The sequence below is a fragment of the Flavobacterium sp. WC2409 genome, assembly GCF_041200085.1.
Taxonomy (GTDB): Bacteria; Bacteroidota; Bacteroidia; order Flavobacteriales; family Flavobacteriaceae; genus Flavobacterium.
The window spans coordinates 2,972,157-2,996,659 of the sequence record NZ_CP165625.1 but is presented as its reverse complement, the minus strand read 5'-3'; the positions used below and the strand labels follow the sequence as shown (position 1 = coordinate 2,996,659).

Genomic DNA, 24,503 nt, shown 5'->3' with positions numbered 1-24,503 from the left:
AGATGTGAGTAATAACATCTGTATCAGCGACTACCGCCTTAAGCGTAAACACCTGATCAGGAAGCGTAATGTAGTTGTAGCTGCAGGAACACCAGCAGGAGAGTACACGATACAATTACCACGATTTGTGAAAAACTAAACCCAAGCAATTGTGATACCGCTACGGTAACAGTAACCGTTGGAAAAGCGATAATCGATGCAATTGACGATGTGGTTGCCGGTCCAATCAATGGAAAAGACGGAGGAGATGCAGGGATCAATGTATTGGATAATGATACCTTAAATGGAGTAAAAGTAGTTCCAGCAGATGTAGTAATAACATCGACAGCGACTACGGCCTTAAGCGTAAACACCGACGGAAGCGTAAGTGTTGCTGCAGGAACACCAGCAGGAGAGTACACGATACAATACACGATTTGTGAAAAACTAAACCCAAGCAATTGTGATACCGCTACGGTAACAGTAACCGTTGGAAAAGCGATAATCGATGCAATTGACGATGTGGTTGCCGGTCCAATCAATGGAAAAGACGGAGGAGACGCAGGAATCAATGTATTGGACTAATGATACCTTAAATGGAGTAAAAGTAGTTCCAGCAGATGTAGTAATAACATCGACAGCGACTACCGCCTTAAGCGTAAACACCGACGGAAGCGTAAGTGTTGCTGCAGGAACACCAGCAGGAGAGTACACGATACAATACACGATTTGTGAAAAACTAAACCCAAGCAATTGTGATACCGCTACGGTAACAGTAACCGTTGGAAAAGCGATAATCGATGCAATTGACGATGTGGTTGCCGGTCCAATCAATGGAAAAGACGGAGGAGATGCAGGGATCAATGTATTGGATAATGACACCTTAAATGGAGTAAAAGTAGTTCCAGCAGATGTAGTAATAACATCGACAGCGACTACCGCCTTAAGCGTAAACACCGACGGAAGCGTAAGTGTTGCTGCAGGAACACCAGCAGGAGAGTACACGATACAATACACGATTTGTGAAAAACTAAACCCAAGCAATTGTGATACCGCTACGGTAACAGTAACCGTTGGAAAAGCGATAATCGATGCAATTGACGATGTGGTTGCCGGTCCAATCAATGGAAAAGACGGAGGAGATGCAGGGATCAATGTATTGGATAATGACACCTTAAATGGAGTAAAAGTAGTTCCAGCAGATGTAGTAATAACATCGACAGCGACTACCGCCTTAAGCGTAAACACCGACGGAAGCGTAAGTGTTGCTGCAGGAACACCAGCAGGAGAGTACACGATACAATACACGATTTGTGAAAAACTAAACCCAAGCAATTGTGATACCGCTACGGTAACAGTAACCGTTGGAAAAGCGATAATCGATGCAATTGACGATGTGGTTGCCGGTCCAATCAATGGAAAAGACGGAGGAGACGCAGGGATCAATGTATTGGATAATGACACCTTAAATGGAGTAAAAGTAGTTCCAGCAGATGTAGTAATAACATCGACAGCGACTACCGCCTTAAGCGTAAACACCGACGGAAGCGTAAGTGTTGCTGCAGGAACACCAGCAGGAGAGTACACGATACAATACACGATTTGTGAAAAACTAAACCCAAGCAATTGTGATACCGCTACGGTAACAGTAACCGTTGGAAAAGCGATAATCGATGCAATTGACGATGTGGTTGCCGGTCCAATCAATGGAAAAGACGGAGGAGATGCAGGGATCAATGTATTGGATAATGACACCTTAAATGGAGTAAAAGTAGTTCCAGCAGATGTAGTAATAACATCGACAGCGACTACCGCCTTAAGCGTAAACACCGACGGAAGCGTAAGTGTTGCTGCAGGAACACCAGCAGGAGAGTACACGATACAATACACGATTTGTGAAAAACTAAACCCAAGCAATTGTGATACCGCTACGGTAACAGTAACCGTTGGAAAAGCGATAATCGATGCAATTGACGATGTGGTTGCCGGTCCAATCAATGGAAAAGACGGAGGAGATGCAGGGATCAATGTATTGGATAATGACACCTTAAATGGAGTAAAAGTAGTTCCAGCAGATGTAGTAATAACATCGACAGCGACTACCGCCTTAAGCGTAAACACCGACGGAAGCGTAAGTGTTGCTGCAGGAACACCAGCAGGAGAGTACACGATACAATACACGATTTGTGAAAAACTAAACCCAAGCAATTGTGATACCGCTACGGTAACAGTAACCGTTGGAAAAGCGATAATCGATGCAATTGACGATGTGGTTGCCGGTCCAATCAATGGAAAAGACGGAGGAGATGCAGGGATCAATGTATTGGATAATGACACCTTAAATGGAGTAAAAGTAGTTCCAGCAGATGTAGTAATAACATCGACAGCGACTACCGCCTTAAGCGTAAACACCGACGGAAGCGTAAGTGTTGCTGCAGGAACACCAGCAGGAGAGTACACGATACAATACACGATTTGTGAAAAACTAAACCCAAGCAATTGTGATACCGCTACGGTAACAGTAACCGTTGGAAAAGCGATAATCGATGCAATTGACGATGTGGTTGCCGGTCCAATCAATGGAAAAGACGGAGGAGACGCAGGGATCAATGTATTGGATAATGACACCTTAAATGGAGTAAAAGTAGTTCCAGCAGATGTAGTAATAACATCGACAGCGACTACCGCCTTAAGCGTAAACACCGACGGAAGCGTAAGTGTTGCTGCAGGAACACCAGCAGGAGAGTACACGATACAATACACGATTTGTGAAAAACTAAACCCAAGCAATTGTGATACCGCTACGGTAACAGTAACCGTTGGAAAAGCGATAATCGATGCAATTGACGATGTGGTTGCCGGTCCAATCAATGGAAAAGACGGAGGAGATGCAGGGATCAATGTATTGGATAATGACACCTTAAATGGAGTAAAAGTAGTTCCAGCAGATGTAGTAATAACATCGACAGCGACTACCGCCTTAAGCGTAAACACCGACGGAAGCGTAAGTGTTGCTGCAGGAACACCAGCAGGAGAGTACACGATACAATACACGATTTGTGAAAAACTAAACCCAAGCAATTGTGATACCGCTACGGTAACAGTAACCGTTGGAAAAGCGATAATCGATGCAATTGACGATGTGGTTGCCGGTCCAATCAATGGAAAAGACGGAGGAGACGCAGGGATCAATGTATTGGATAATGACACCTTAAATGGAGTAAAAGTAGTTCCAGCAGATGTAGTAATAACATCGACAGCGACTACCGCCTTAAGCGTAAACACCGACGGAAGCGTAAGTGTTGCTGCAGGAACACCAGCAGGAGAGTACACGATACAATACACGATTTGTGAAAAACTAAACCCAAGCAATTGTGATACCGCTACGGTAACAGTAACCGTTGGAAAAGCGATAATCGATGCAATTGACGATGTGGTTGCCGGTCCAATCAATGGAAAAGACGGAGGAGACGCAGGGATCAATGTATTGGATAATGACACCTTAAATGGAGTAAAAGTAGTTCCAGCAGATGTAGTAATAACATCGACAGCGACTACCGCCTTAAGCGTAAACACCGACGGAAGCGTAAGTGTTGCTGCAGGAACACCAGCAGGAGAGTACACGATACAATACACGATTTGTGAAAAACTAAACCCAAGCAATTGTGATACCGCTACGGTAACAGTAACCGTTGGAAAAGCGATAATCGATGCAATTGACGATGTGGTTGCCGGTCCAATCAATGGAAAAGACGGAGGAGACGCAGGGATCAATGTATTGGATAATGATACCTTAAATGGAGTAAAAGTAGTTCCAGCAGATGTAGTAATAACATCGACAGCGACTACCGCCTTAAGCGTAAACACCGACGGAAGCGTAAGTGTTGCTGCAGGAACACCAGCAGGAGAGTACACGATACAATACACGATTTGTGAAAAACTAAACCCAAGCAATTGTGATACCGCTACGGTAACAGTAACCGTTGGAAAAGCGATAATCGATGCAATTGACGATGTGGTTGCCGGTCCAATCAATGGAAAAGACGGAGGAGACGCAGGGATCAATGTATTGACTAATGATACCTTAAATGGAGTAAAAGTAGTTCCAGCAGATGTAGTAATAACATCGACAGCGACTACCGCCTTAAGCGTAAACACCGACGGAAGCGTAAGTGTTGCTGCAGGAACACCAGCAGGAGAGTACACGATACAATACACGATTTGTGAAAAACTAAACCCAAGCAATTGTGATACCGCTACGGTAACAGTAACCGTTGGAAAAGCGATAATCGATGCAATTGACGATGTGGTTGCCGGTCCAATCAATGGAAAAGACGGAGGAGACGCAGGGATCAATGTATTGGATAATGATACCTTAAATGGAGTAAAAGTAGTTCCAGCAGATGTAGTAATAACATCGACAGCGACTACCGCCTTAATCGTAAACACCGACGGAAGCGTAAGTGTTGCTGCAGGAACACCAGCAGGAGAGTACACGATACAATACACGATTTGTGAAAAACTAAACCCAAGCAATTGTGATACCGCTACGGTAACAGTAACCGTTGGAAAAGCGATAATCGATGCAATTGACGATGTGGTTGCCGGTCCAATCAATGGAAAAGACGGAGGAGACGCAGGAATCAATGTATTGGATAATGACACCTTAAATGGAGTAAAAGTAGTTCCAGCAGATGTAGTAATAACATCGACAGCGACTACCGCCTTAAGCGTAAACACCGACGGAAGCGTAAGTGTTGCTGCAGGAACACCAGCAGGAGAGTACACGATACAATACACGATTTGTGAAAAACTAAACCCAAGCAATTGTGATACCGCTACGGTAACAGTAACCGTTGGAAAAGCGATAATCGATGCAATTGACGATGTGGTTGCCAGTCCAATCAATGGAAAAGACGGAGGAGACGCAGGGATCAATGTATTGGATAATGACACCTTAAATGGAGTAAAAGTAGTTCCAGCAGATGTAGTAATAACATCGACAGCGACTACCGCCTTAAGCGTAAACACCGACGGAAGCGTAAGTGTTGCTGCAGGAACACCAGCAGGAGAGTACACGATACAATACACGATTTGTGAAAAACTAAACCCAAGCAATTGTGATACCGCTACGGTAACAGTAACCGTTGGAAAAGCGATAATCGATGCAATTGACGATGTGGTTGCCGGTCCAATCAATGGAAAAGACGGAGGAGACGCAGGGATCAATGTATTGGATAATGATACCTTAAATGGAGTAAAAGTAGTTCCAGCAGATGTAGTAATAACATCGACAGCGACTACCGCCTTAAGCGTAAACACCGACGGAAGCGTAAGTGTTGCTGCAGGAACACCAGCAGGAGAGTACACGATACAATACACGATTTGTGAAAAACTAAACCCAAGCAATTGTGATACCGCTACGGTAACAGTAACCGTTGGAAAAGCGATAATCGATGCAATTGACGATGTGGTTGCCGGTCCAATCAATGGAAAAGACGGAGGAGATGCAGGAATCAATGTATTGGATAATGACACCTTAAATGGAGTAAAAGTAGTTCCAGCAGATGTAGTAATAACATCGACAGCGACTACCGCCTTAAGCGTAAACACCGACGGAAGCGTAAGTGTTGCTGCAGGAACACCAGCAGGAGAGTACACGATACAATACACGATTTGTGAAAAACTAAACCCAAGCAATTGTGATACCGCTACGGTAACAGTAACCGTTGGAAAAGCGATAATCGATGCAATTGACGATGTGGTTGCCGGTCCAATCAATGGAAAAGACGGAGGAGACGCAGGGATCAATGTATTGGATAATGATACCTTAAATGGAGTAAAAGTAGTTCCAGCAGATGTAGTAATAACATCGACAGCGACTACCGCCTTAAGCGTAAACACCGACGGAAGCGTAAGTGTTGCTGCAGGAACACCAGCAGGAGAGTACACGATACAATACACGATTTGTGAAAAACTAAACCCAAGCAATTGTGATACCGCTACGGTAACAGTAACCGTTGGAAAAGCGATAATCGATGCAATTGACGATGTGGTTGCCGGTCCAATCAATGGAAAAGACGGAGGAGACGCAGGGATCAATGTATTGGATAATGATACCTTAAATGGAGTAAAAGTAGTTCCAGCAGATGTAGTAATAACATCGACAGCGACTACCGCCTTAAGCGTAAACACCGACGGAAGCGTGAGTGTTGCTGCAGGAACACCAGCAGGAGAGTACACGATACAATACACGATTTGTGAAAAACTAAACCCAAGCAATTGTGATACCGCTACGGTAACAGTAACCGTTGGAAAAGCGATAATCGATGCAATTGACGATGTGGTTGCCGGTCCAATCAATGGAAAAGACGGAGGAGATGCAGGGATCAATGTATTGGATAATGACACCTTAAATGGAGTAAAAGTAGTTCCAGCAGATGTAGTAATAACATCGACAGCGACTACCGCCTTAATCGTAAACACCGACGGAAGCGTAAGTGTTGCTGCAGGAACACCAGCAGGAGAGTACACGATACAATACACGATTTGTGAAAAACTAAACCCAAGCAATTGTGATACCGCTACGGTAACAGTAACCGTTGGAAAAGCGATAATCGATGCAATTGACGATGTGGTTGCCGGTCCAATCAATGGAAAAGACGGAGGAGACGCAGGGATCAATGTATTGGATAATGACACCTTAAATGGAGTAAAAGTAGTTCCAGCAGATGTAGTAATAACATCGACAGCGACTACCGCCTTAAGCGTAAACACCGACGGAAGCGTAAGTGTTGCTGCAGGAACACCAGCAGGAGAGTACACGATACAATACACGATTTGTGAAAAACTAAACCCAAGCAATTGTGATACCGCTACGGTAACAGTAACCGTTGGAAAAGCGATAATCGATGCAATTGACGATGTGGTTGCCGGTCCAATCAATGGAAAAGACGGAGGAGATGCAGGGATCAATGTATTGGATAATGACACCTTAAATGGAGTAAAAGTAGTTCCAGCAGATGTAGTAATAACATCGACAGCGACTACCGCCTTAAGCGTAAACACCGACGGAAGCGTAAGTGTTGCTGCAGGAACACCAGCAGGAGAGTACACGATACAATACACGATTTGTGAAAAACTAAACCCAAGCAATTGTGATACCGCTACGGTAACAGTAACCGTTGGAAAAGCGATAATCGATGCAATTGACGATGTGGTTGCCGGTCCAATCAATGGAAAAGACGGAGGAGATGCAGGGATCAATGTATTGGATAATGACACCTTAAATGGAGTAAAAGTAGTTCCAGCAGATGTAGTAATTACATCGACAGCGACTACGGCCTTAAGCGTAAACACCGACGGAAGCGTAAGTGTTGCTGCAGGAACACCAGCAGGAGAGTACACGATACAATACACGATTTGTGAAAAACTAAACCCAAGCAATTGTGATACCGCTACGGTAACAGTAACCGTTGGAAAAGCGATAATCGATGCAATTGACGATGTGGTTGCCGGTCCAATCAATGGAAAAGACGGAGGAGACGCAGGAATCAATGTATTGACTAATGATACCTTAAATGGAGTAAAAGTAGTTCCAGCAGATGTAGTAATAACATCGACAGCGACTACCGCCTTAAGCGTAAACACCGACGGAAGCGTAAGTGTTGCTGCAGGAACACCAGCAGGAGAGTACACGATACAATACACGATTTGTGAAAAACTAAACCCAAGCAATTGTGATACCGCTACGGTAACAGTAACCGTTGGAAAAGCGATAATCGATGCAATTGACGATGTGGTTGCCGGTCCAATCAATGGAAAAGACGGAGGAGATGCAGGGATCAATGTATTGGATAATGACACCTTAAATGGAGTAAAAGTAGTTCCAGCAGATGTAGTAATAACATCGACAGCGACTACCGCCTTAAGCGTAAACACCGACGGAAGCGTAAGTGTTGCTGCAGGAACACCAGCAGGAGAGTACACGATACAATACACGATTTGTGAAAAACTAAACCCAAGCAATTGTGATACCGCTACGGTAACAGTAACCGTTGGAAAAGCGATAATCGATGCAATTGACGATGTGGTTGCCGGTCCAATCAATGGAAAAGACGGAGGAGATGCAGGGATCAATGTATTGGATAATGACACCTTAAATGGAGTAAAAGTAGTTCCAGCAGATGTAGTAATAACATCGACAGCGACTACCGCCTTAAGCGTAAACACCGACGGAAGCGTAAGTGTTGCTGCAGGAACACCAGCAGGAGAGTACACGATACAATACACGATTTGTGAAAAACTAAACCCAAGCAATTGTGATACCGCTACGGTAACAGTAACCGTTGGAAAAGCGATAATCGATGCAATTGACGATGTGGTTGCCGGTCCAATCAATGGAAAAGACGGAGGAGACGCAGGGATCAATGTATTGGATAATGACACCTTAAATGGAGTAAAAGTAGTTCCAGCAGATGTAGTAATAACATCGACAGCGACTACCGCCTTAAGCGTAAACACCGACGGAAGCGTAAGTGTTGCTGCAGGAACACCAGCAGGAGAGTACACGATACAATACACGATTTGTGAAAAACTAAACCCAAGCAATTGTGATACCGCTACGGTAACAGTAACCGTTGGAAAAGCGATAATCGATGCAATTGACGATGTGGTTGCCGGTCCAATCAATGGAAAAGACGGAGGAGACGCAGGGATCAATGTATTGGATAATGACACCTTAAATGGAGTAAAAGTAGTTCCAGCAGATGTAGTAATAACATCGACAGCGACTACCGCCTTAAGCGTAAACACCGACGGAAGCGTAAGTGTTGCTGCAGGAACACCAGCAGGAGAGTACACGATACAATACACGATTTGTGAAAAACTAAACCCAAGCAATTGTGATACCGCTACGGTAACAGTAACCGTTGGAAAAGCGATAATCGATGCAATTGACGATGTGGTTGCCGGTCCAATCAATGGAAAAGACGGAGGAGACGCAGGGATCAATGTATTGGATAATGATACCTTAAATGGAGTAAAAGTAGTTCCAGCAGATGTAGTAATAACATCGACAGCGACTACCGCCTTAATCGTAAACACCGACGGAAGCGTAAGTGTTGCTGCAGGAACACCAGCAGGAGAGTACACGATACAATACACGATTTGTGAAAAACTAAACCCAAGCAATTGTGATACGGCTACGGTAACAGTACATGTAGTTGCAGCACCAATCGATGCAGTATCAGATATTGGAGGTCCAATCAATGGAGCAACGGGTGGAACAGTACCAAGTGTATTGACAAACGATACCTTAAACGGGGTACCAGTTAATCCATCAGATGTTGTATTGACAGGCACGCCAAACGGACCATTAACAGTAAATGCAGATGGAACAGTAAGTATTGCACCAAATACACCAGCGGGAGACTATACAGTACCATATACTATCTGTGAGGTATTGAACCCAACGAATTGTGATACGGCTACGGTAACAGTACATGTAGTTGCAGCACCAATCGATGCAGTATCAGATATTGGAGGTCCAATCAATGGAGCAACGGGTGGAACAGTACCAAGTGTATTGACAAACGATACCTTAAACGGGGTACCAGTTAATCCATCAGATGTTGTATTGACAAGCACGCCAAACGGACCATTAACAGTAAATGCAGATGGAACAGTAAGTATTGCACCAAATACACCAGCGGGAGATTATACAGTACCATATACTATCTGTGAGGTATTGAACCCAACGAATTGTGATACCGCTACGGTAACAGTACATGTAGTTGCAGCACCAATCGATGCAGTAGCTGATGTTGCAGGTCCAATCAATGGAACAACGGGCGGAATAGTACCAAGTGTATTGACAAACGATACCTTAAACGGGGTACCAGTTAATCCATCAGATGTTGTATTGATAAGCACGCCAAACGGACCATTAACAATAAATGCAGATGGAACAGTAAGTATTGCACCAAATACACCAGCGGGAGACTATACAGTACCATATACTATCTGTGAGGTATTGAACCCAACGAATTGTGATACGGCTACGGTAACAGTACATGTAGTTGCAGCACCAATCGATGCAGTAGCTGATGTTGCAGGCCCAATCAATGGAACAACAGGTGGAACAGTACCAAGTGTATTGACAAACGATACCTTAAACGGGGTACCAGTTAATCCATCAGATGTTGTATTGACAAGCACGCCAAACGGACCATTAACAGTAAATGCAGATGGAACAGTAAGTATTGCACCAAATACACCAGCGGGAGACTATACAGTAACATATACTATCTGTGAGGTATTGAACCCAACGAATTGTGATACGGCTACAGTAACTGTAACCGTGGCTGCAGGTCAAACGGAGTCACCAAGTATTTCAATTATAAAAACTGGAGTTTTCAACGATAGCAATAATGATGGATTTGCTCAAGTAGGAGAGACAATATCTTATAGTTTCCTTATTACAAATACTGGAAATATGCCTCTCTCAAATGTTACAGTTACCGATAATTTAACAGGATTGATTTTAACAGGTAGTCCAATAGTTAGCTTAGGTGCTGGTGAAACCAATAACACAGCATATAGTGGTGTTTATCCTGTAACGTTAAGAGATATTCAACTTGGATTAGTTACAAACTATGCGAATGTAACAGGGTCAATTTTAAATGGAACTATTGTGAAAGACGATACACAAATTGAAACGAAACTTAATGAAGAACCAATTGTTTTACCAGCTTTAGAATGTGTTATAGAAGTGTTTAATGCAGTGTCTCCTAATGGCGATGGTAATAATGATTTCTTTAGAATTGATGGTCTAGAATGTTATCCTGAAAATAAGGTTGAGATCTATAACCGTTGGGGAGTTCTTGTATTTGAAAGAGTTGGTTACAATAACACTGATAAATCATTTAAAGGTTTCTCAGAAGGGCGTGTAACTATTAGCCAATCAGAAGGATTACCTACAGGTACTTATTATTATATTTTGAAATATAAAGATAACGATGCTATAGGTCATGAAAAAGCTGGATATTTGTATTTAAATAGATAAATCTATTCCCTAAGAAATTTAATTTCTCAAGGCTTAAAATAAAAAATGATGAAAATAAAGTTATTATTAGTTTTACTTCTATTATCGGGATCGATTTATGCACAGCAAGATGCACAGTTTACCCAATATATGTACAATACGATTAATATTAATCCGGCGTATGCTGGATCAAGAGAGTCGATGAATGTGTTTATTTTGCATCGAGCCCAATGGGTTGGTCTAGATGGCGCACCGGTTACTAGTACAGCATCTATAAACACACCTATTGAAGGAAGCAATATTGGTTTAGGATTATCAATTATTAGTGATAAAATAGGACCGTCTGATGAAACCAATGTTGCAGCTGATTTCTCCTATAGTATTGAAACTTCAGATCGATATAGGTTGTCGTTTGGTTTAAAGGCAACAGCTAATTTACTGAACATTGATTTTAACAAATTGAACCAGTATGACAGTGGTGATAATATTTTTTCCACTAATGTGGATAATAAATTCTCGCCAAATATAGGAGTTGGTTTGTATTATCATTCTGACGATACATATTTTGGTATTTCTGCGCCTAACTTGTTAGAGACGAAACATTTTGATCGTTATGCAGGGACTGGTTCAAATACACATATAGCTACAGAAAAAATACATTATTATTTAATAGCTGGACATGTTTTTGACTTAACCGGAGATGTGAAATTCAAACCATCGATCCTAACTAAAGTGGTACAAGGGGCTCCTTTACAAGTTGATTTATCAGGAAATTTTTTGATAAACGAAAAATTTGTAGCAGGGATTGCTTATCGATGGAGTGCAGCTATAAGTGCTATGGTTGGTTTTCAAGCTAGTGATTCTTGGTTTATCGGTTATGGTTATGACTTAGAAACTACGAAACTTGCTAATTATAATTCTGGTTCACATGAAATCTTTTTAAGATATGAATTGTTCAATAAGTACGATAGAATAGTATCTCCAAGATTCTTTTAATTAATTTATTATGAAAATTAAATCCTACGTTTACATTGTCCTTTTAAGTCTGCTAAGTCTTAAGGGACATGCTCAAAAAGCCAAAGTAGCTGCAGCTGATAAAAAATATGAGCAGTATGCTTACATTGATGCAATTTCAACTTATGAAAGAGTAGCAGAAAAAGGGTACAAAGACGAAAAAATGTTTCAAAAATTGGGTAATGCTTATTATTTCAATGCAGAATTAGATAAGGCTGCCAAGTGGTACGGTGAACTTTTTTTGCTGAATGAGAATCAAGAGCCAGAATATCTTTATAGGTATTCACAAGCACTTAAGTCAATTGGAGAATATGCTAAAGCAGACAAAATGCTTGATCAGTTTAACAAGAAGTCTGGAAATGACTTAAGAGCTAAATTATACGAAAAGCATAAAGATTATTTAGAAGAAATTAAAGCAAATTCGGGCCGATTTAACGTCGAGGATGCCGGAATCAATTCGGAATTTTCAGATTATGGGACCTCTTTTTCAGGTAACAAATTGGTTTTTGCTTCAGCTCGTGATACTGGTGGGATTTCTAAAAAAGTTTTTAAGTGGACCAATCAATCTTTTACTAATTTGTATAGTTCTGAAGTACAATCAAATGGAAAATTAGAAGAACCAAAACGCTTTGGAAACAGAATTAATTCAAAGTTTCATGAATCTACACCCGTTTTTACAAAAGATGGTTCAACAATGTACTTTACCAGAAATAATTTTCTAGACGGCAAAAAAGGAAAAGACAGTAAAAGAATTACTTTACTAAAAATATATAAAGCAACTTTAGAAGACGGAGAGTGGAAGGATGTCACCGAATTACCATTCAATAGCAATCAATACAGTGTTGCTCATCCTGCTCTAAGTAATGATGATAAAACGTTATATTTTGCTTCAGATATGCCAGGAACTTTTGGACAGTCTGATTTATTTAAAGTAACAATTAATGAAGACGGAACATATTCAACTCCTGAGAATTTAGGCACAAAAATCAATACTGAAGGAAGAGAAACATTTCCTTTCGTCAGTGATGATAACGAGTTGTATTTTGCTACTGATGGCCGTCCAGGACTTGGAGGGTTAGATATTTATGTTGCTAAAATTGAAAAGGACAAAAGTTTTAACGAAGTCCAAAATGTAGGTGCTCCAATTAATGGACCTAAAGATGATTTTGGTTTTTTTATTGATAGCAAAAGCCGTATCGGTTTTTTTACATCTAATAGAGAAGGAGGAAAGGGATATGATGATATCTATAAATTTTCTGAAACAAAGAAGCTGACATGTGAACAAATCTTAAAAGGAACAATCACTGATAAAGAGTCAGGAGATTTCCTTGAAGATGCAAAAATGAGTTTGTTTGATGAGAAATATCAGTTGTTAAAAGGAAATGTAACTAATAAAAGAGGGCAGTATAGTTTCGAAGTTGAATGTGGAAAAACGTATTACGTACGTGCTGAGAAACGTAATTATGAAACGAAGGAAGGTTCGATTTCTATTGAAAAAGTAAATGGAGAAAGTTATTTGTCTCTTGAATTAGAAAAACGAATCAAACCAATAGGAGTGGGCACTGATCTTGCCAAAACTTTAGATATTCCAATTATTTATTTTGACTTAGATAAATCTTTCATAAGAAAAGATGCAGCTTTTGAGTTAGAAAAAATAGTTGCTGTAATGAATGAATTTCCTAAAATTAAAATTGATATACGCTCACATACTGATAGCCGACAAACAGCACAATATAATGAAGCATTATCTGATAGAAGAGCCAAGTCAACTAGAGATTGGTTGATTAAAAATGGTATAGATGCAAGTCGATTAACAGCTAAAGGATATGGAGAATCTCAATTGGTAAATAAATGTGCAGATGGTGTTCAATGTACAGAAGCCGAGCATCAAGCGAATAGACGCAGTGAATTTGTTGTTATTTCGATGGAATAATAAATGAAATATTTTTATTGCCTTTTGGTAATAGAACTAATATAAAAAGAGGCTTTTCCATTTTGAAAAAGCCTCTTTTTTTTAATTAAAAATGGAATATTACTCTTCAATATAAGTCTTGTTCCCGTTTTTGTTTATATAATATTTTCCTCCTCTAGGTCCAGTATAAACTTTTTTACCATTGTACTCACCAGTAATTTTATCAGCTACTTTTGGTGCTTTTTCTGTAGTTTCCTTAATTTTTGGTTTTACTTTTTTAGTCGTTGCTTTTGCACTTTTATTTGCTGAGCTAGTAGCAACTCTAAGGTTTTTCTTAGCTACACTAGTTGCTTGTTTTTTAGTCTCTTTCTCAGTTTCGATTTTTGTAGTTGTTTTTACAGCTTCCTTTTTTGCAGCAATTGTAGCTTTTCTCTTTTCATTTGCTGCTTGCTTTTTTGCTTCTTTCTCTGCATCAAGCTTTGCCTTTGCTTCCGCTTCTTTTTTAGCAGCAATAGTCGCCTTTCTTTTTTCGTTAGCAGCTTGCTTTTTGGCCTCTTTTTCTGCTTCCGCTTTAGCCACTGATTTGTCTGCCTTTTCTACCTTTTCTGTTGTAGCTTTAGTGACTTTCTTTTTAGCCACCGCTTCTTGTGCATAAAAACTATTTGACAACACAAATGCTAAACAAAACAACAATAATTTTTTCATAATAGTCTGTTTTTTAAGATTAAAGAATAAAAGTAATAAATTAATTATTACGAAAATCAAATCACAATAATTAAGCCAATTAATTTAAAAGTAGGCTCTCAGTTGAATGTTTCCAGTATGTATTGCTGGACTAGACTCACTCTTTCTTCCTTGGTAATTCAAGTTAATATCAAGGAACTCTGTTATGTTTTTTTGTAAGAGTAATCTCCAGGTAATATTTTGCCCTGTTTGTAGTCCTTCGAGCATTTGAAAACCTACTGAGGAGAATTCATTACCAGTAAATTTATTTTGATAAAAGGAAACTTCTCCATTCATCGTGATTTTTTTATCGTTGGCATAAGAAAAAGATGTTCCAAAACGATTTTGATTTAAAGTTTCTAAATTTCCAATGGTGTTTTCTTTGTTTTGTAATTCATAGAATATATCCCAACTTGTATTTTTGGAAAATAAATAACTGATTTTAGGAGCCAGTTGATATCCGGTAATGGTATAATTTTTTTCAGAAAAGTTTTCGGATAGTATTGAAGTTTTTATTGTTTTTGCAAATGTACTAAACAACCAACTTTTTTGGTATAAATGGGAATATTGGATTTGATGAGAATTGTTCTTGGATTGTTGTGATCCAATTGAAAGTAGATTTTTTGTTTGATTTTGAAGATAGGTATAGGTTACGGAATGCTGTTGTTTTCCTCTATTGTAAAACAAACTATTTCTGAAACTTGAACTCAGACCCAACATATTTTCTTGTGAAGATTTAAATGGATTAAATTCGAAATTATCTCCTTCATTTTTTGTTTTTCGATCGATGAGATAAGAAGTTTGATTATAAAAATAAGAGAGTATTCGTTTAAAGTTATCCTCATTTTGCCATTGATTTGGATTTAATATCAAGGATTGTGAAAACTTAGTTTGATGTGTTTTTATATAAACTCTATTTGGTAAATAAACCCGAATGTATTTTGCTTGATCAATAAAGGCGGCAATTTCAAACTCTTGTAATTCTTGAATTTTGTTATTATTGTAATCATTCCATGTATAGGCTCCTTGCCCGGCAGGAACTTCTAAGTAAGTGAATTCTTGTTGAGGAAGTGTGCCAGAATTCGTTTCGTACGAGCTGGTACTTTGAATTAATTGATTAAAAAAGCGGTCATTATACAGTATGCGTGAATTTAAGGAAGGCTCACTTTTTTTGGATTCTTCGTTATAATCCAAAACTCTATAGTTGGCATAAATTGACAAATCACTTTTGTTAGTTTGAATTAATTTAGATTTCAAATAATACGTTTTTGAGCTGTTTACTCTTTGCAATTGATTATTTTGAATACTATCATTCACCCGATTTAGAAAACCGAATTGAACATAGACTGCGGTGCTGTCACCACGTCCTGCAAAAAAACCGTATTCAGAAAATTTTTGGCTTAATGCTGTAAATTGATTTGTTGATTTGTTTTTTTCTTGGTTGTCTTCTAAACGTTGACTACTTCCAATCCAGTTTTTATAAAAATGGTAGCGTACTTGAGATTGATTTCTAATGAATTTTGAAGTATTAGTTATTGCATCACTTTTTAAGTAACTACTTTGGTTTTGAAAGCTCCAGTTTTTAAGCTGAAACTGACCCTTTAGAAGATTTCTATTTCCTGAAAAACTATCTGAGAAATCCAGTTTTTCAAATTGATAATTGATAATGCCGTTGCTTTGATTTTTATTATTTGGACTTAAATTAAAATTTAACCCCGTGACCAATAAACTTTGATTTCCTATAGTTGATCCGCCTAGGTTCCAGTCTCTGTCAAATTCTATGGTGTAAAGACGCTCGACAGTTTTAAAATTTTTCTGAGTGAATTGATAATTTGCAAATGCATCTATTGTCCATTTTTTTGAAAAAAGACGTTGCTTCGTGTTTATTTTAGCACTTATACCTTGGTTATTTGAGTCATCAATAGTTGAGAATAAATTTAGATCGTTGTTGCTAATTCCAAGTTCAAAATCAACTAAAGTTTTTTCAGAAGGATTATATTTTCCTAAAAATGTTGCTACTTGAATTTTAGTAGGTGCCACTAGTTGAATGATGGGCTCATAATCACCTTGAGGAATAGTATTTATTGGAGGAACATATTCATAAATTCGACTGAGGTTAGATGCGTCTTTTAAGACATAATTTCCTTTATTTATGCCCACTGAACTAAATCGAACATTGAATAATTCATCTTCTGAATTAGTAGAGTATTCAAAAATTTCAATAGTATTTACTATCTTTTTTGCATAGAGTACTTTATTATTCGAATAACTATCCGCATATGCCGAAGGAGCTACCATTAAACTAGTATTGTCACCTGCATTTACTAATATTTGCGCTTGTTCTGTAGATAAATTTTGTTGTAGAGGTTGATTTTTTATATCATTCTCAGAATAGATATAACTGCCAAAACTCCAGTTTTTATTTTCATGAGTTGCTCCAACATAAGTTACAAGGCGAGTGTAATTCCTGTCAGAATATTGATATTCGATTGCAATTCGCATCTCGGAAGTTATTGTAAAAAGAGGGGTGAAGATTATTTCTCCGGCATTGTAATCAATGGTGTAATCGTTATTTTCTCCTCTTTTCAGCAAAGTTCCATTGACATAAACTCTTTCCGAACCAGATACAACCAGCACATACAGCTCACCGTTTTGACCCTTCAATTTGTACGGACCTTGGTTTCCTTCAATACCAATAAAATTACTTTTGGCGTATTGCCCTTTAACAAGCGCTACTGATGTGAAAATATTAGTTTTGTTTTCGTCACTTCCAAATTCAAAATATGTCGAAAGTCCCTGTACTTTTTTATTGAAATTAAGGAATTGAGATTTATGATTTTCTAGAAATACATCACCAGCTCTTATATTCCATTTATCACTATATAGTTCCATGAAAACATTGTCAAACTGATCTAATTTTTGAGAATAACCCCCATCTTGTAAAGGGATGTTGCTGTCTTGAAGTGAAGCTCTTAAATTTACTTTTTCGGATATTTTTCCTGTAATTTGTAAATCTAAATTTGAATTTAAAACAGTATTCTGATTGTTTCCTATAGTAACGCCACGCGTAATACTTCCGGATGTACTTAATCCATCAAACGGCACGTTTTCTTGAATAGGAGTTGGATCAATTCTATACTGTTTTTCCGAATCAATATCAGTACTTACCAATCTGCTGGAATCGTAAATCTGGTATACTTTGGTTAGAAATTCTGGGTATTTTAAATAATATACAGTGATGGAATCTGTCTTGTTGTAGACTTCCTCATTTAAAATTAGTGTTCCTTTTTTAAAATCTACTTTGTAAGATTTAGAATCAATGAGTTGATTATTTGCGTTCAGTAGTTTTAGAAAACTGGAGTTTAGACTTTCGTTTTCTATATGGATGGTATCCTTAGATGGCGCAATTTTTTTGCTTTGATATAATGATTTGTTTTCCTGGGCATAAATCCCAGAAAAACAAATAATCATTAGTATTAGCAGTGCTTTTTTTAACATAAAGAGAATAACGTCTATATGTCAAAAGTAGTGTATTCTATATAATTTTCGTCTTGTAAAAAGACAGCGCAAAAGAAATGATATTTAATTTTCGCTAGTTACAATTTGCATCGTCTCCGTACTGACTTGCTTCAAAATTACTTTTTTTCCTTGTTCTACTGTTTGTGCAGCAGCATCGTTAAAATGTCTAATGGTATATAAAGTAACGTTTTGGCTAAAGTCAACTTTAAATTTCTTAGACAATATAGCATTCATTTCTGTAAAATTATCAAACTTATCTTCAACGCATACAGAGAAACTAATAGCCGAATTCTGGATTAAGTTCACTTTAAGTTTAAACTGATGGAATAAAGCAAAAATCTCACTGATATTTTCTTCCATGATAAAAGAGAAATCAATTGAAGAAAGAGAAATTAACAATTGGTTTCTTTTTACAATAAAACAAGGCAGGTAAGGTTCTAATGCAACTCCTTTTGAAACACTTGTTCCTTTTAGTAAAGGATTGATAAATGATTTTACATATAATGGAATTTCCTTTTTTTGTAAAGGTTGTAATGTTTTTGGGTGAATAACGGTTGCTCCATAAAAGGCTAACTCAATTGCTTCACGATACGATATCTGGTTTAATAAACTGGCATTTTCAAAATACCTAGGATCCGCATTCATTACACCAGGAACATCTTTCCAGATGGTAACACTTTCAGCATTTAGGCAATAAGCAAAAATGGCAGCAGTATAATCAGACCCTTCACGACCTAATGTTGTTGTGAAGTTGTTGTCATCTGATCCCAAAAATCCTTGAGTAATGTTTAAAATTTTTCTTTTTACATTTTTCGAAATATTTTTTTGTGTCAATTCCCAATCTACCTCGGCATCTCTGTAATTCGAATCTGTTTTTATAAAATTTCGAACATCTATCCACTGCGTTTTTATACCCATGAAATTCATGAAATGACTCAAAATGGTAGTAGAAATCAATTCACCATAACTTACAATTTGGTCATAAACAAAGTTGTAATTAGGTGATTTATTATGAGATAAGAAAAATTCTAAATCAGCAAATTGTAATTTTACAGCTTCAAACACATTATTTTTATCATCCTCAAATAAATCCAATAAGATTTGATTATGATATTTTTTTACTTCTTGAACAGAAGATTGTAATTCAGCCGATTTATCAAAATAGTTTTTGATAACCATTTCAAGGGCATTAGTAGTTTTTCCCATTGCAGATACTACTAATAAAACATCCTCGTAACCTACTTTTTGTAAAACGTCATAAACATTTTTAATTCCCTCAGCATCTTTTACAGAAGCTCCACCAAATTTGAATACTCTCATAATAATTTTTAAAAAATGTAATCTTATACTTTATTTTAACTTGTTTTCTAGAAAGTCATTAATTCCTTCTTCATCCATTTGGACATTATCCCAATCTCTTAATACTTTAGCGCCTGATTTTTCATAAAAATCTATTGCTGGTGTATTCCAGTCAAGAACATTCCATTCAATTCTACGAACGTTATCTTTTTTTCCTTGTTTTATAATTTCAGAATATAATGCGTAGCCTAATCCTGTTCCGCGCATTTTATCCTTTACCACTAAATCTTCTAGATGAAGTGTTTTTCCTTTCCATGTAGAATAGCGATAATAGTAAAGAGCAATACCTACTATTTCCGAATCTACTTCGGCTACAAAAACATGAAATAAGGGATTAGCACCAAAACCATCTCTTACTAAATCTTCAGCAGTTATTAAAACCGCATCTGGTTCTTTTTCAAAAATAGCTAATTCTTGAATAAGGTCAAGTACCGCAACCATATCTTCTGATTTTCCTCTTCTAATTTTCATGAATTCTTATTTTTTAGGTTATTTGCTAAAAATAAAGCTTTTTAAACACTTGTTTTTTCTTTTTTTTACACAAATATACAATAGACGCAAACTAACTAAATTTTATTCAATTCATTTTCACAAAAAAAACGATATTTGTGACTTCAAAAAAACTACAACGATTTCGTAATGAAAGAACGCAACACAACACTAGGAGAATTCATCATTGAAAACCAAAATGCCTTTCAATATTCGTCAGGTGAATTATCAAGGATTATCAATTCCATTCGTTTGGCAGCCAAGGTTGTCAATTACAAAGTTAATAAAGCAGGTCTGGTTGATATTATTGGGGCAGCTGGAGAACAAAATATTCAAGGAGAAGATCAGCAAAAATTAGATGTATATGCCAATGAAGTTTTTATTCAAACTTTAATCAATAGGGAAATTGTTTGTGGTATTGCTTCTGAAGAAAATGATGAATTTATAACAGTTGAAGGAAGTGATCATAGTCATAACAATAAATACGTTGTGCTCATGGATCCATTAGATGGCTCTTCTAATATAGATGTAAATGTTTCTGTTGGAACTATTTTTTCGGTTTATAGAAGAATAACTCCTATAGGAACACCTGTTACTTTAGAAGATTTTTTGCAACCTGGTACAAATCAAGTTGCTGCTGGATATGTTATTTATGGAACATCAACGATGATAGTTTATACTACAGGTCATGGAGTAAATGGTTTTACCTTAAATCCCGCTATTGGGACGTTTTACTTATCACATCCTGATATGAAGTTTTCTGAAGATGGAAATATCTATTCCATAAATGAGGGGAATTATATCCATTTTCCACAAGGAGTAAAAAATTATCTTAAGTATTGTCAATCCGAAGAAGGAGACAGGCCTTATACTTCTCGCTATATAGGAAGTTTGGTTTCGGATATTCATAGGAATATGATCAAAGGAGGTATTTATATTTACCCTACAAGTTCTAAAGCTCCAAAAGGAAAATTAAGATTACTCTATGAGTGTAATCCAATGGCTTTTATTGTTGAACAAGCTGGAGGAAAAGCGTCTGATGGTTTTGGAAGAATAATGGAAATTGAACCAACAGAATTGCATGAAAGAGTACCTTTCTTTTGTGGGAGTTACAATATGGTTGAAAAAGCAGAGGAGTTTATGCTTGAAGCCAAATTGAGTAAGTATTAAAAATATAAAAAAAGCTTCCGAAATTTCGGAAGCTTTTTTTATATAATTAGTTCATTTTTTCCGCTTTCTCTATTTCTAGTATGAAAGTATCTAAATCTGCTTTTTCATCTGCTAATGAAAGTGCTGTTGCAACAACAGCTTTTACGTTTTCGGGTGTGAATCCAATACCTAAACTAAGTTTTTCTAGCATCACTTCTTGGTTGTCACCTAAATGGTGATCAACGTTTACAATTCGAGCCAAATCAAATAAACGCTCAATTCTTTGAGAGTTTAAATAGGGAGGATTGATTGGGTATTTTGTTGGGTTCTCTAAAATTTCTTCGTATTCTGCTGCAGATATTTCAAGTCTTATGGCTAATTTGTCTAGAAACTCTTTTTCTTCTGGAGCAAAAACACCATCAGCTAATGCTAATCTTACTATAGAAGCAAAGTGACCTTTGTTTCTTTGTTTGAATTCGTTATCAAATAAATCTGAAAATGACATAGTTAATTTTTTATTTATATTCGACAAAGATAATTCAATTTTTAAATTATTAATTTTCTTTTTAATTTTTCTTTAACAACCTTAGTTTTAATTATAATATTATTCTTGGAATTGGGATTTCGAATCCAACATTTTCAAAATAAATCGTAAGTTTACAACCCCTTTATAAATTTAATAAAAAAACCTATGTCAGAATTTTGGATTTATTTTCAAATAGGATTAAAACATGTTTTAGATATACATTCTTATGATCATGTTTTGTTTTTAATCGCTTTGGCGGTTCCATTCTCTTTTAGAGATTGGAAAAGAATTATACTCTTAGTTTCCCTTTTTACAATTGGGCATACTATGGCCTTGATTCTTTCTGTATTTGGAATTATTGCTATTAAAGTTAATGTTGTAGAATTATTAATTCCTATAACCATATTAGTAACGGCGCTATTTAACCTTTTTACAGCTGGTAAGTCGAACAAGAAAGAAAGCATTAATTTGGTATTTTTTATTGTACTGTTCTTTGGGATTGTTCATGGTTTGGGATTTTCAAATTATTTTAAATCCATTCTTGGCGGAACGGCAACCTCTAAATTACTGCCATTAGGAGAATTTGCCTTAGGTATTGAGGCGGCACAAATTGTAGTTGTTTTTATTGTTTTAGTTTTGTCATATATTGTTCAAACCATTTTTAGGTTTTCCAAAAGAGATTGGACTTTGGTTATGTCAGCATTTATAATAGGGGTAGTATTGCCTATGATTATTGAAAATGAAATTTGGTTCAGATAATAAAATGGAAGATAAAAAGTTAAATAAGTACGATAAAGCCTACCTCAGAATTGCAACAGAGTGGGGGCTTTTGTCCTACTGTAAGCGCAAACAAGTAGGTGCTATTATTGTTCGCGACCGAATGATAATTTCTGATGGATATAATGGAACTCCTTCTGGTTTTGAAAATTGTTGTGAAGACGAAGAAGGATTAACACGTTGGGATGTTTTACATGCAGAAGCTAATGCCATATTAAAGGTGGCAAGATCTACTCAATCCTGCGAAGGAGCAACTTTGTATATTACACTTTCACCCTGTAAAGAATGTAGTAAATTGATACATCAATCGGGTATAAAGAGAGTAGTGTATCACAAAGGATATCGAGATGATTCTGGAATTCAGTTTTTAAAGAAAGCGGGTGTGGTGGTCGAACATATTCCATTATTAGAAGAATAAATGAACATCAATAAAATATATTTGCCTATAATTATTTGTGCAACGCTGTCGTTGGGGATCGTTCTTGGTAAGTATTTTAATAATTCCAATGATGATTTTCTAGTAGCAAAAAGTAGTTCTAAAAACAAACTCAATAAATTAATTGATTTCATTGATAATGAGTACGTTGATGATGTAAATACGGATTCAATTGTGAATATTACAGTTGATAATATTTTAGGACAACTAGATCCACATTCTGTGTATGTTCCGCCAAGTGAGCAAGCGCAAGTTGCAGAAAACATGAAAGGTAATTTTGTGGGAATTGGCGTTAATTTTTACATGTATAATGATTCAGTAGCGATAATAAAACCAGTTGAAAATGGCCCTTCGGCAAAAGCGGGAATCAAAGCGGGTGACCGAATTTTATATGCCGATAAGACAAAATTATTTGGTCGTAAATTATCTAGTGATAGTTTATATTCCTATTTAAAAGGAGAGAAAGGCTCGGAAGTATCGCTCACTATTTATAGAAAATCGGAGCATAAAAAATTAAAATTAAATATTATCCGAGATGTCATTCCTTTAAAAAGTGTGGATGTTTCATTATTACTAAATGCCAAAACAGGATATATAAAAATAAACCGATTTGCAGAAACCACTTATGAGGAATTTAAAGTTGGTTTGTTGAAATTGAAAAAAGAAGGTGCTCAAACATTGGTTATTGATCTTAGGGATAATGGTGGTGGATACATGGAAGAAGCCATTGAAATTGCTGATGAATTATTGAAAGATAAAGAGTTAATTGTTTTCACCAAAAATAAAAAAGGGAAGGTTGATAAAACCTATGCAACAAAAAAAGGAGACTTTGAAACTGGAAATGTTTTTGTTTTAATTAATGAGAATAGTGCTTCAGCAAGTGAGATTTTAGCGGGTGCTATACAAGATAATGACCGAGGAACTATTGTGGGACGTCGTTCTTTTGGGAAAGGATTAGTACAGCGTGAAATGGATTTTGACGATGGTTCGGCAGTTAGATTAACTGTTGCTAGATATTATACCCCCACTGGTCGCTCTATACAAAAACCGTACACAAAAGGAAATGAATCCTATTTTAAGGAGTCGGAATCTCGATTTGCTAATGGGGAATTGTACGAGAAAGACAGTATTAAAGTAGTGGATAGTCTAAAATTCAAAACGCCAAAAGGGAAACTAGTTTACGGTGGCGGAGGGATTGTTCCTGATGTTTTTGTTCCTATTGCTTTAGAACACGGAAATGAGAACACTGTTTATCTCATGCAATCTGGAATTGTTGGAAATTTTGTTTTCGAACAATTAGACAAAAACCGTACTGTTTTTAAAGGATTGTCTTTAGAGCAATTTGTTGCAAAAATGAACGAAACCGATTTGTATTTTAATGCTTTCCAAAAGTTTCTTTCCAAAAATGGATTGGATATAAAATTTGTCAAAAACAAGGCGATTGTGAAGCGATACCTTACAGCCGAACTAGCTAGACAGTTTTATGGAGAGAGCAGTTATTATGAGGTGATTTTAAAAGAAGACGCAATGATAAAAGCAGTCTTAAAATAAATACATCTCAATTTGTGATAGGTTA

Annotated in this window: 14 protein-coding genes; 9 read left to right on the top strand and 5 right to left on the bottom strand. The window is 37.1% G+C overall.

Annotation, left to right across the window (positions count from 1 at the left end; genetic code table 11):
* The first annotated feature begins 4 nt into the window (after nucleotides 1–4).
* The 5 genes from AB3G34_RS12905 (at nucleotide 5) to AB3G34_RS12885 (ending at nucleotide 13,970) form a co-directional block, all read left to right on the top strand.
* Complete coding sequence (locus AB3G34_RS12905; protein WP_369752658.1) at nucleotides 5–139, top strand: hypothetical protein; 135 nt, start codon at nucleotides 5–7, stop codon at nucleotides 137–139.
* 71 nt (nucleotides 140–210) lie between these two features.
* The gene (locus tag AB3G34_RS12900; RefSeq protein WP_369752657.1) at nucleotides 211–564 is read left to right on the top strand and encodes a hypothetical protein; all 354 of its coding nucleotides are present in this window, start codon (nucleotides 211–213) and stop codon (nucleotides 562–564) included.
* The gene (locus AB3G34_RS12895; RefSeq protein WP_369752656.1) at nucleotides 521–11,044 is read left to right on the top strand and encodes a gliding motility-associated C-terminal domain-containing protein; all 10,524 of its coding nucleotides are present in this window, start codon (nucleotides 521–523) and stop codon (nucleotides 11,042–11,044) included. Before AB3G34_RS12900 ends, AB3G34_RS12895 begins: the two co-directional genes overlap by 44 nt.
* A 48-nt stretch (nucleotides 11,045–11,092) precedes the next feature.
* The gene (locus tag AB3G34_RS12890) at nucleotides 11,093–12,019 is read left to right on the top strand and encodes a type IX secretion system membrane protein PorP/SprF (protein ID WP_367774075.1); all 927 of its coding nucleotides are present in this window, start codon (nucleotides 11,093–11,095) and stop codon (nucleotides 12,017–12,019) included.
* Nucleotides 12,020–12,029: 10 nt separating this feature from the next.
* Nucleotides 12,030–13,970, top strand: a complete 1,941-nt coding sequence (locus tag AB3G34_RS12885) for an OmpA family protein (RefSeq protein WP_369752655.1) — start codon at nucleotides 12,030–12,032, stop codon at nucleotides 13,968–13,970.
* A 99-nt stretch (nucleotides 13,971–14,069) separates the two neighbouring features.
* Here the strand turns inward: AB3G34_RS12885 and AB3G34_RS12880 are convergent, their stop codons facing one another.
* From AB3G34_RS12880 to AB3G34_RS12865, 4 genes are all read right to left on the bottom strand, one after another.
* Nucleotides 14,070–14,654, bottom strand: coding sequence for a hypothetical protein (locus tag AB3G34_RS12880; protein WP_369752654.1), 585 nt, complete (start codon nucleotides 14,652–14,654; stop codon nucleotides 14,070–14,072).
* Between the two features lie 84 nt (nucleotides 14,655–14,738).
* A complete protein-coding gene (locus AB3G34_RS12875; protein WP_369752653.1) occupies nucleotides 14,739–18,170 on the bottom strand; it encodes a hypothetical protein in 3,432 nt (1,143 codons plus the stop codon).
* Nucleotides 18,171–18,254: 84 nt separating this feature from the next.
* Nucleotides 18,255–19,511 (bottom strand): aspartate kinase, encoded by a 1,257-nt coding sequence (locus tag AB3G34_RS12870; protein WP_367772314.1) that lies wholly within the window; start codon nucleotides 19,509–19,511, stop codon nucleotides 18,255–18,257.
* A gap of 30 nt (nucleotides 19,512–19,541) precedes the next feature.
* A complete protein-coding gene (locus tag AB3G34_RS12865) occupies nucleotides 19,542–20,021 on the bottom strand; it encodes an N-acetyltransferase family protein (protein WP_367755582.1) in 480 nt (159 codons plus the stop codon).
* 168 nt (nucleotides 20,022–20,189) lie between these two features.
* On the opposite strand from AB3G34_RS12865, the gene fbp reads away from it, so the two are divergent.
* On the top strand, nucleotides 20,190–21,209 hold the full coding sequence (gene fbp / locus AB3G34_RS12860; protein ID WP_367772310.1) for a class 1 fructose-bisphosphatase: 1,020 nt from the start codon (nucleotides 20,190–20,192) through the stop codon (nucleotides 21,207–21,209).
* A gap of 46 nt (nucleotides 21,210–21,255) precedes the next feature.
* On the opposite strand, the gene AB3G34_RS12855 is transcribed toward fbp, so the two are convergent.
* Complete coding sequence (locus AB3G34_RS12855) at nucleotides 21,256–21,693, bottom strand: TerB family tellurite resistance protein (RefSeq protein WP_367755578.1); 438 nt, start codon at nucleotides 21,691–21,693, stop codon at nucleotides 21,256–21,258.
* 186 nt (nucleotides 21,694–21,879) lie between these two features.
* Here AB3G34_RS12855 and AB3G34_RS12850 point away from each other — a divergent pair, with 186 nt between their 5' ends.
* From AB3G34_RS12850 to AB3G34_RS12840, 3 genes are read left to right on the top strand one after another with little or no spacing between them, the layout of a single operon-like run.
* The gene (locus AB3G34_RS12850; protein WP_367772308.1) at nucleotides 21,880–22,473 is read left to right on the top strand and encodes a HupE/UreJ family protein; all 594 of its coding nucleotides are present in this window, start codon (nucleotides 21,880–21,882) and stop codon (nucleotides 22,471–22,473) included.
* A gap of 4 nt (nucleotides 22,474–22,477) precedes the next feature.
* Nucleotides 22,478–22,909 carry a cytidine/deoxycytidylate deaminase family protein gene (locus tag AB3G34_RS12845; RefSeq protein ID WP_367774073.1) on the top strand — a complete coding sequence of 144 codons (432 nt, stop codon included), beginning with the start codon at nucleotides 22,478–22,480 and terminating at the stop codon, nucleotides 22,907–22,909.
* On the top strand, nucleotides 22,910–24,478 hold the full coding sequence (locus AB3G34_RS12840) for a S41 family peptidase (protein WP_369752652.1): 1,569 nt from the start codon (nucleotides 22,910–22,912) through the stop codon (nucleotides 24,476–24,478).
* The last annotated feature ends 25 nt before the right edge of the window (nucleotides 24,479–24,503 follow it).

Excerpts from the sequence above, each read along its gene's own strand:
- AB3G34_RS12895 (WP_369752656.1), top strand. The coding sequence starts at position 521 with ATGGAAAAGACGGAGGAGACGCAGGAATCAATGTATTGGACTAATGAT.
- AB3G34_RS12890 (WP_367774075.1), top strand. The coding sequence starts at position 11,093 with ATGAAAATAAAGTTATTATTAGTTTTACTTCTATTATCGGGATCGATT.
- AB3G34_RS12885 (WP_369752655.1), top strand. The coding sequence starts at position 12,030 with ATGAAAATTAAATCCTACGTTTACATTGTCCTTTTAAGTCTGCTAAGT.
- AB3G34_RS12880 (WP_369752654.1), bottom strand. The coding sequence starts at position 14,654 with ATGAAAAAATTATTGTTGTTTTGTTTAGCATTTGTGTTGTCAAATAGT.
- AB3G34_RS12875 (WP_369752653.1), bottom strand. The coding sequence starts at position 18,170 with ATGTTAAAAAAAGCACTGCTAATACTAATGATTATTTGTTTTTCTGGG.
- AB3G34_RS12870 (WP_367772314.1), bottom strand. The coding sequence starts at position 19,511 with ATGAGAGTATTCAAATTTGGTGGAGCTTCTGTAAAAGATGCTGAGGGA.
- AB3G34_RS12865 (WP_367755582.1), bottom strand. The coding sequence starts at position 20,021 with ATGAAAATTAGAAGAGGAAAATCAGAAGATATGGTTGCGGTACTTGAC.
- fbp (WP_367772310.1), top strand. The coding sequence starts at position 20,190 with ATGAAAGAACGCAACACAACACTAGGAGAATTCATCATTGAAAACCAA.
- AB3G34_RS12855 (WP_367755578.1), bottom strand. The coding sequence starts at position 21,693 with ATGTCATTTTCAGATTTATTTGATAACGAATTCAAACAAAGAAACAAA.
- AB3G34_RS12850 (WP_367772308.1), top strand. The coding sequence starts at position 21,880 with ATGTCAGAATTTTGGATTTATTTTCAAATAGGATTAAAACATGTTTTA.
- AB3G34_RS12845 (WP_367774073.1), top strand. The coding sequence starts at position 22,478 with ATGGAAGATAAAAAGTTAAATAAGTACGATAAAGCCTACCTCAGAATT.
- AB3G34_RS12840 (WP_369752652.1), top strand. The coding sequence starts at position 22,910 with ATGAACATCAATAAAATATATTTGCCTATAATTATTTGTGCAACGCTG.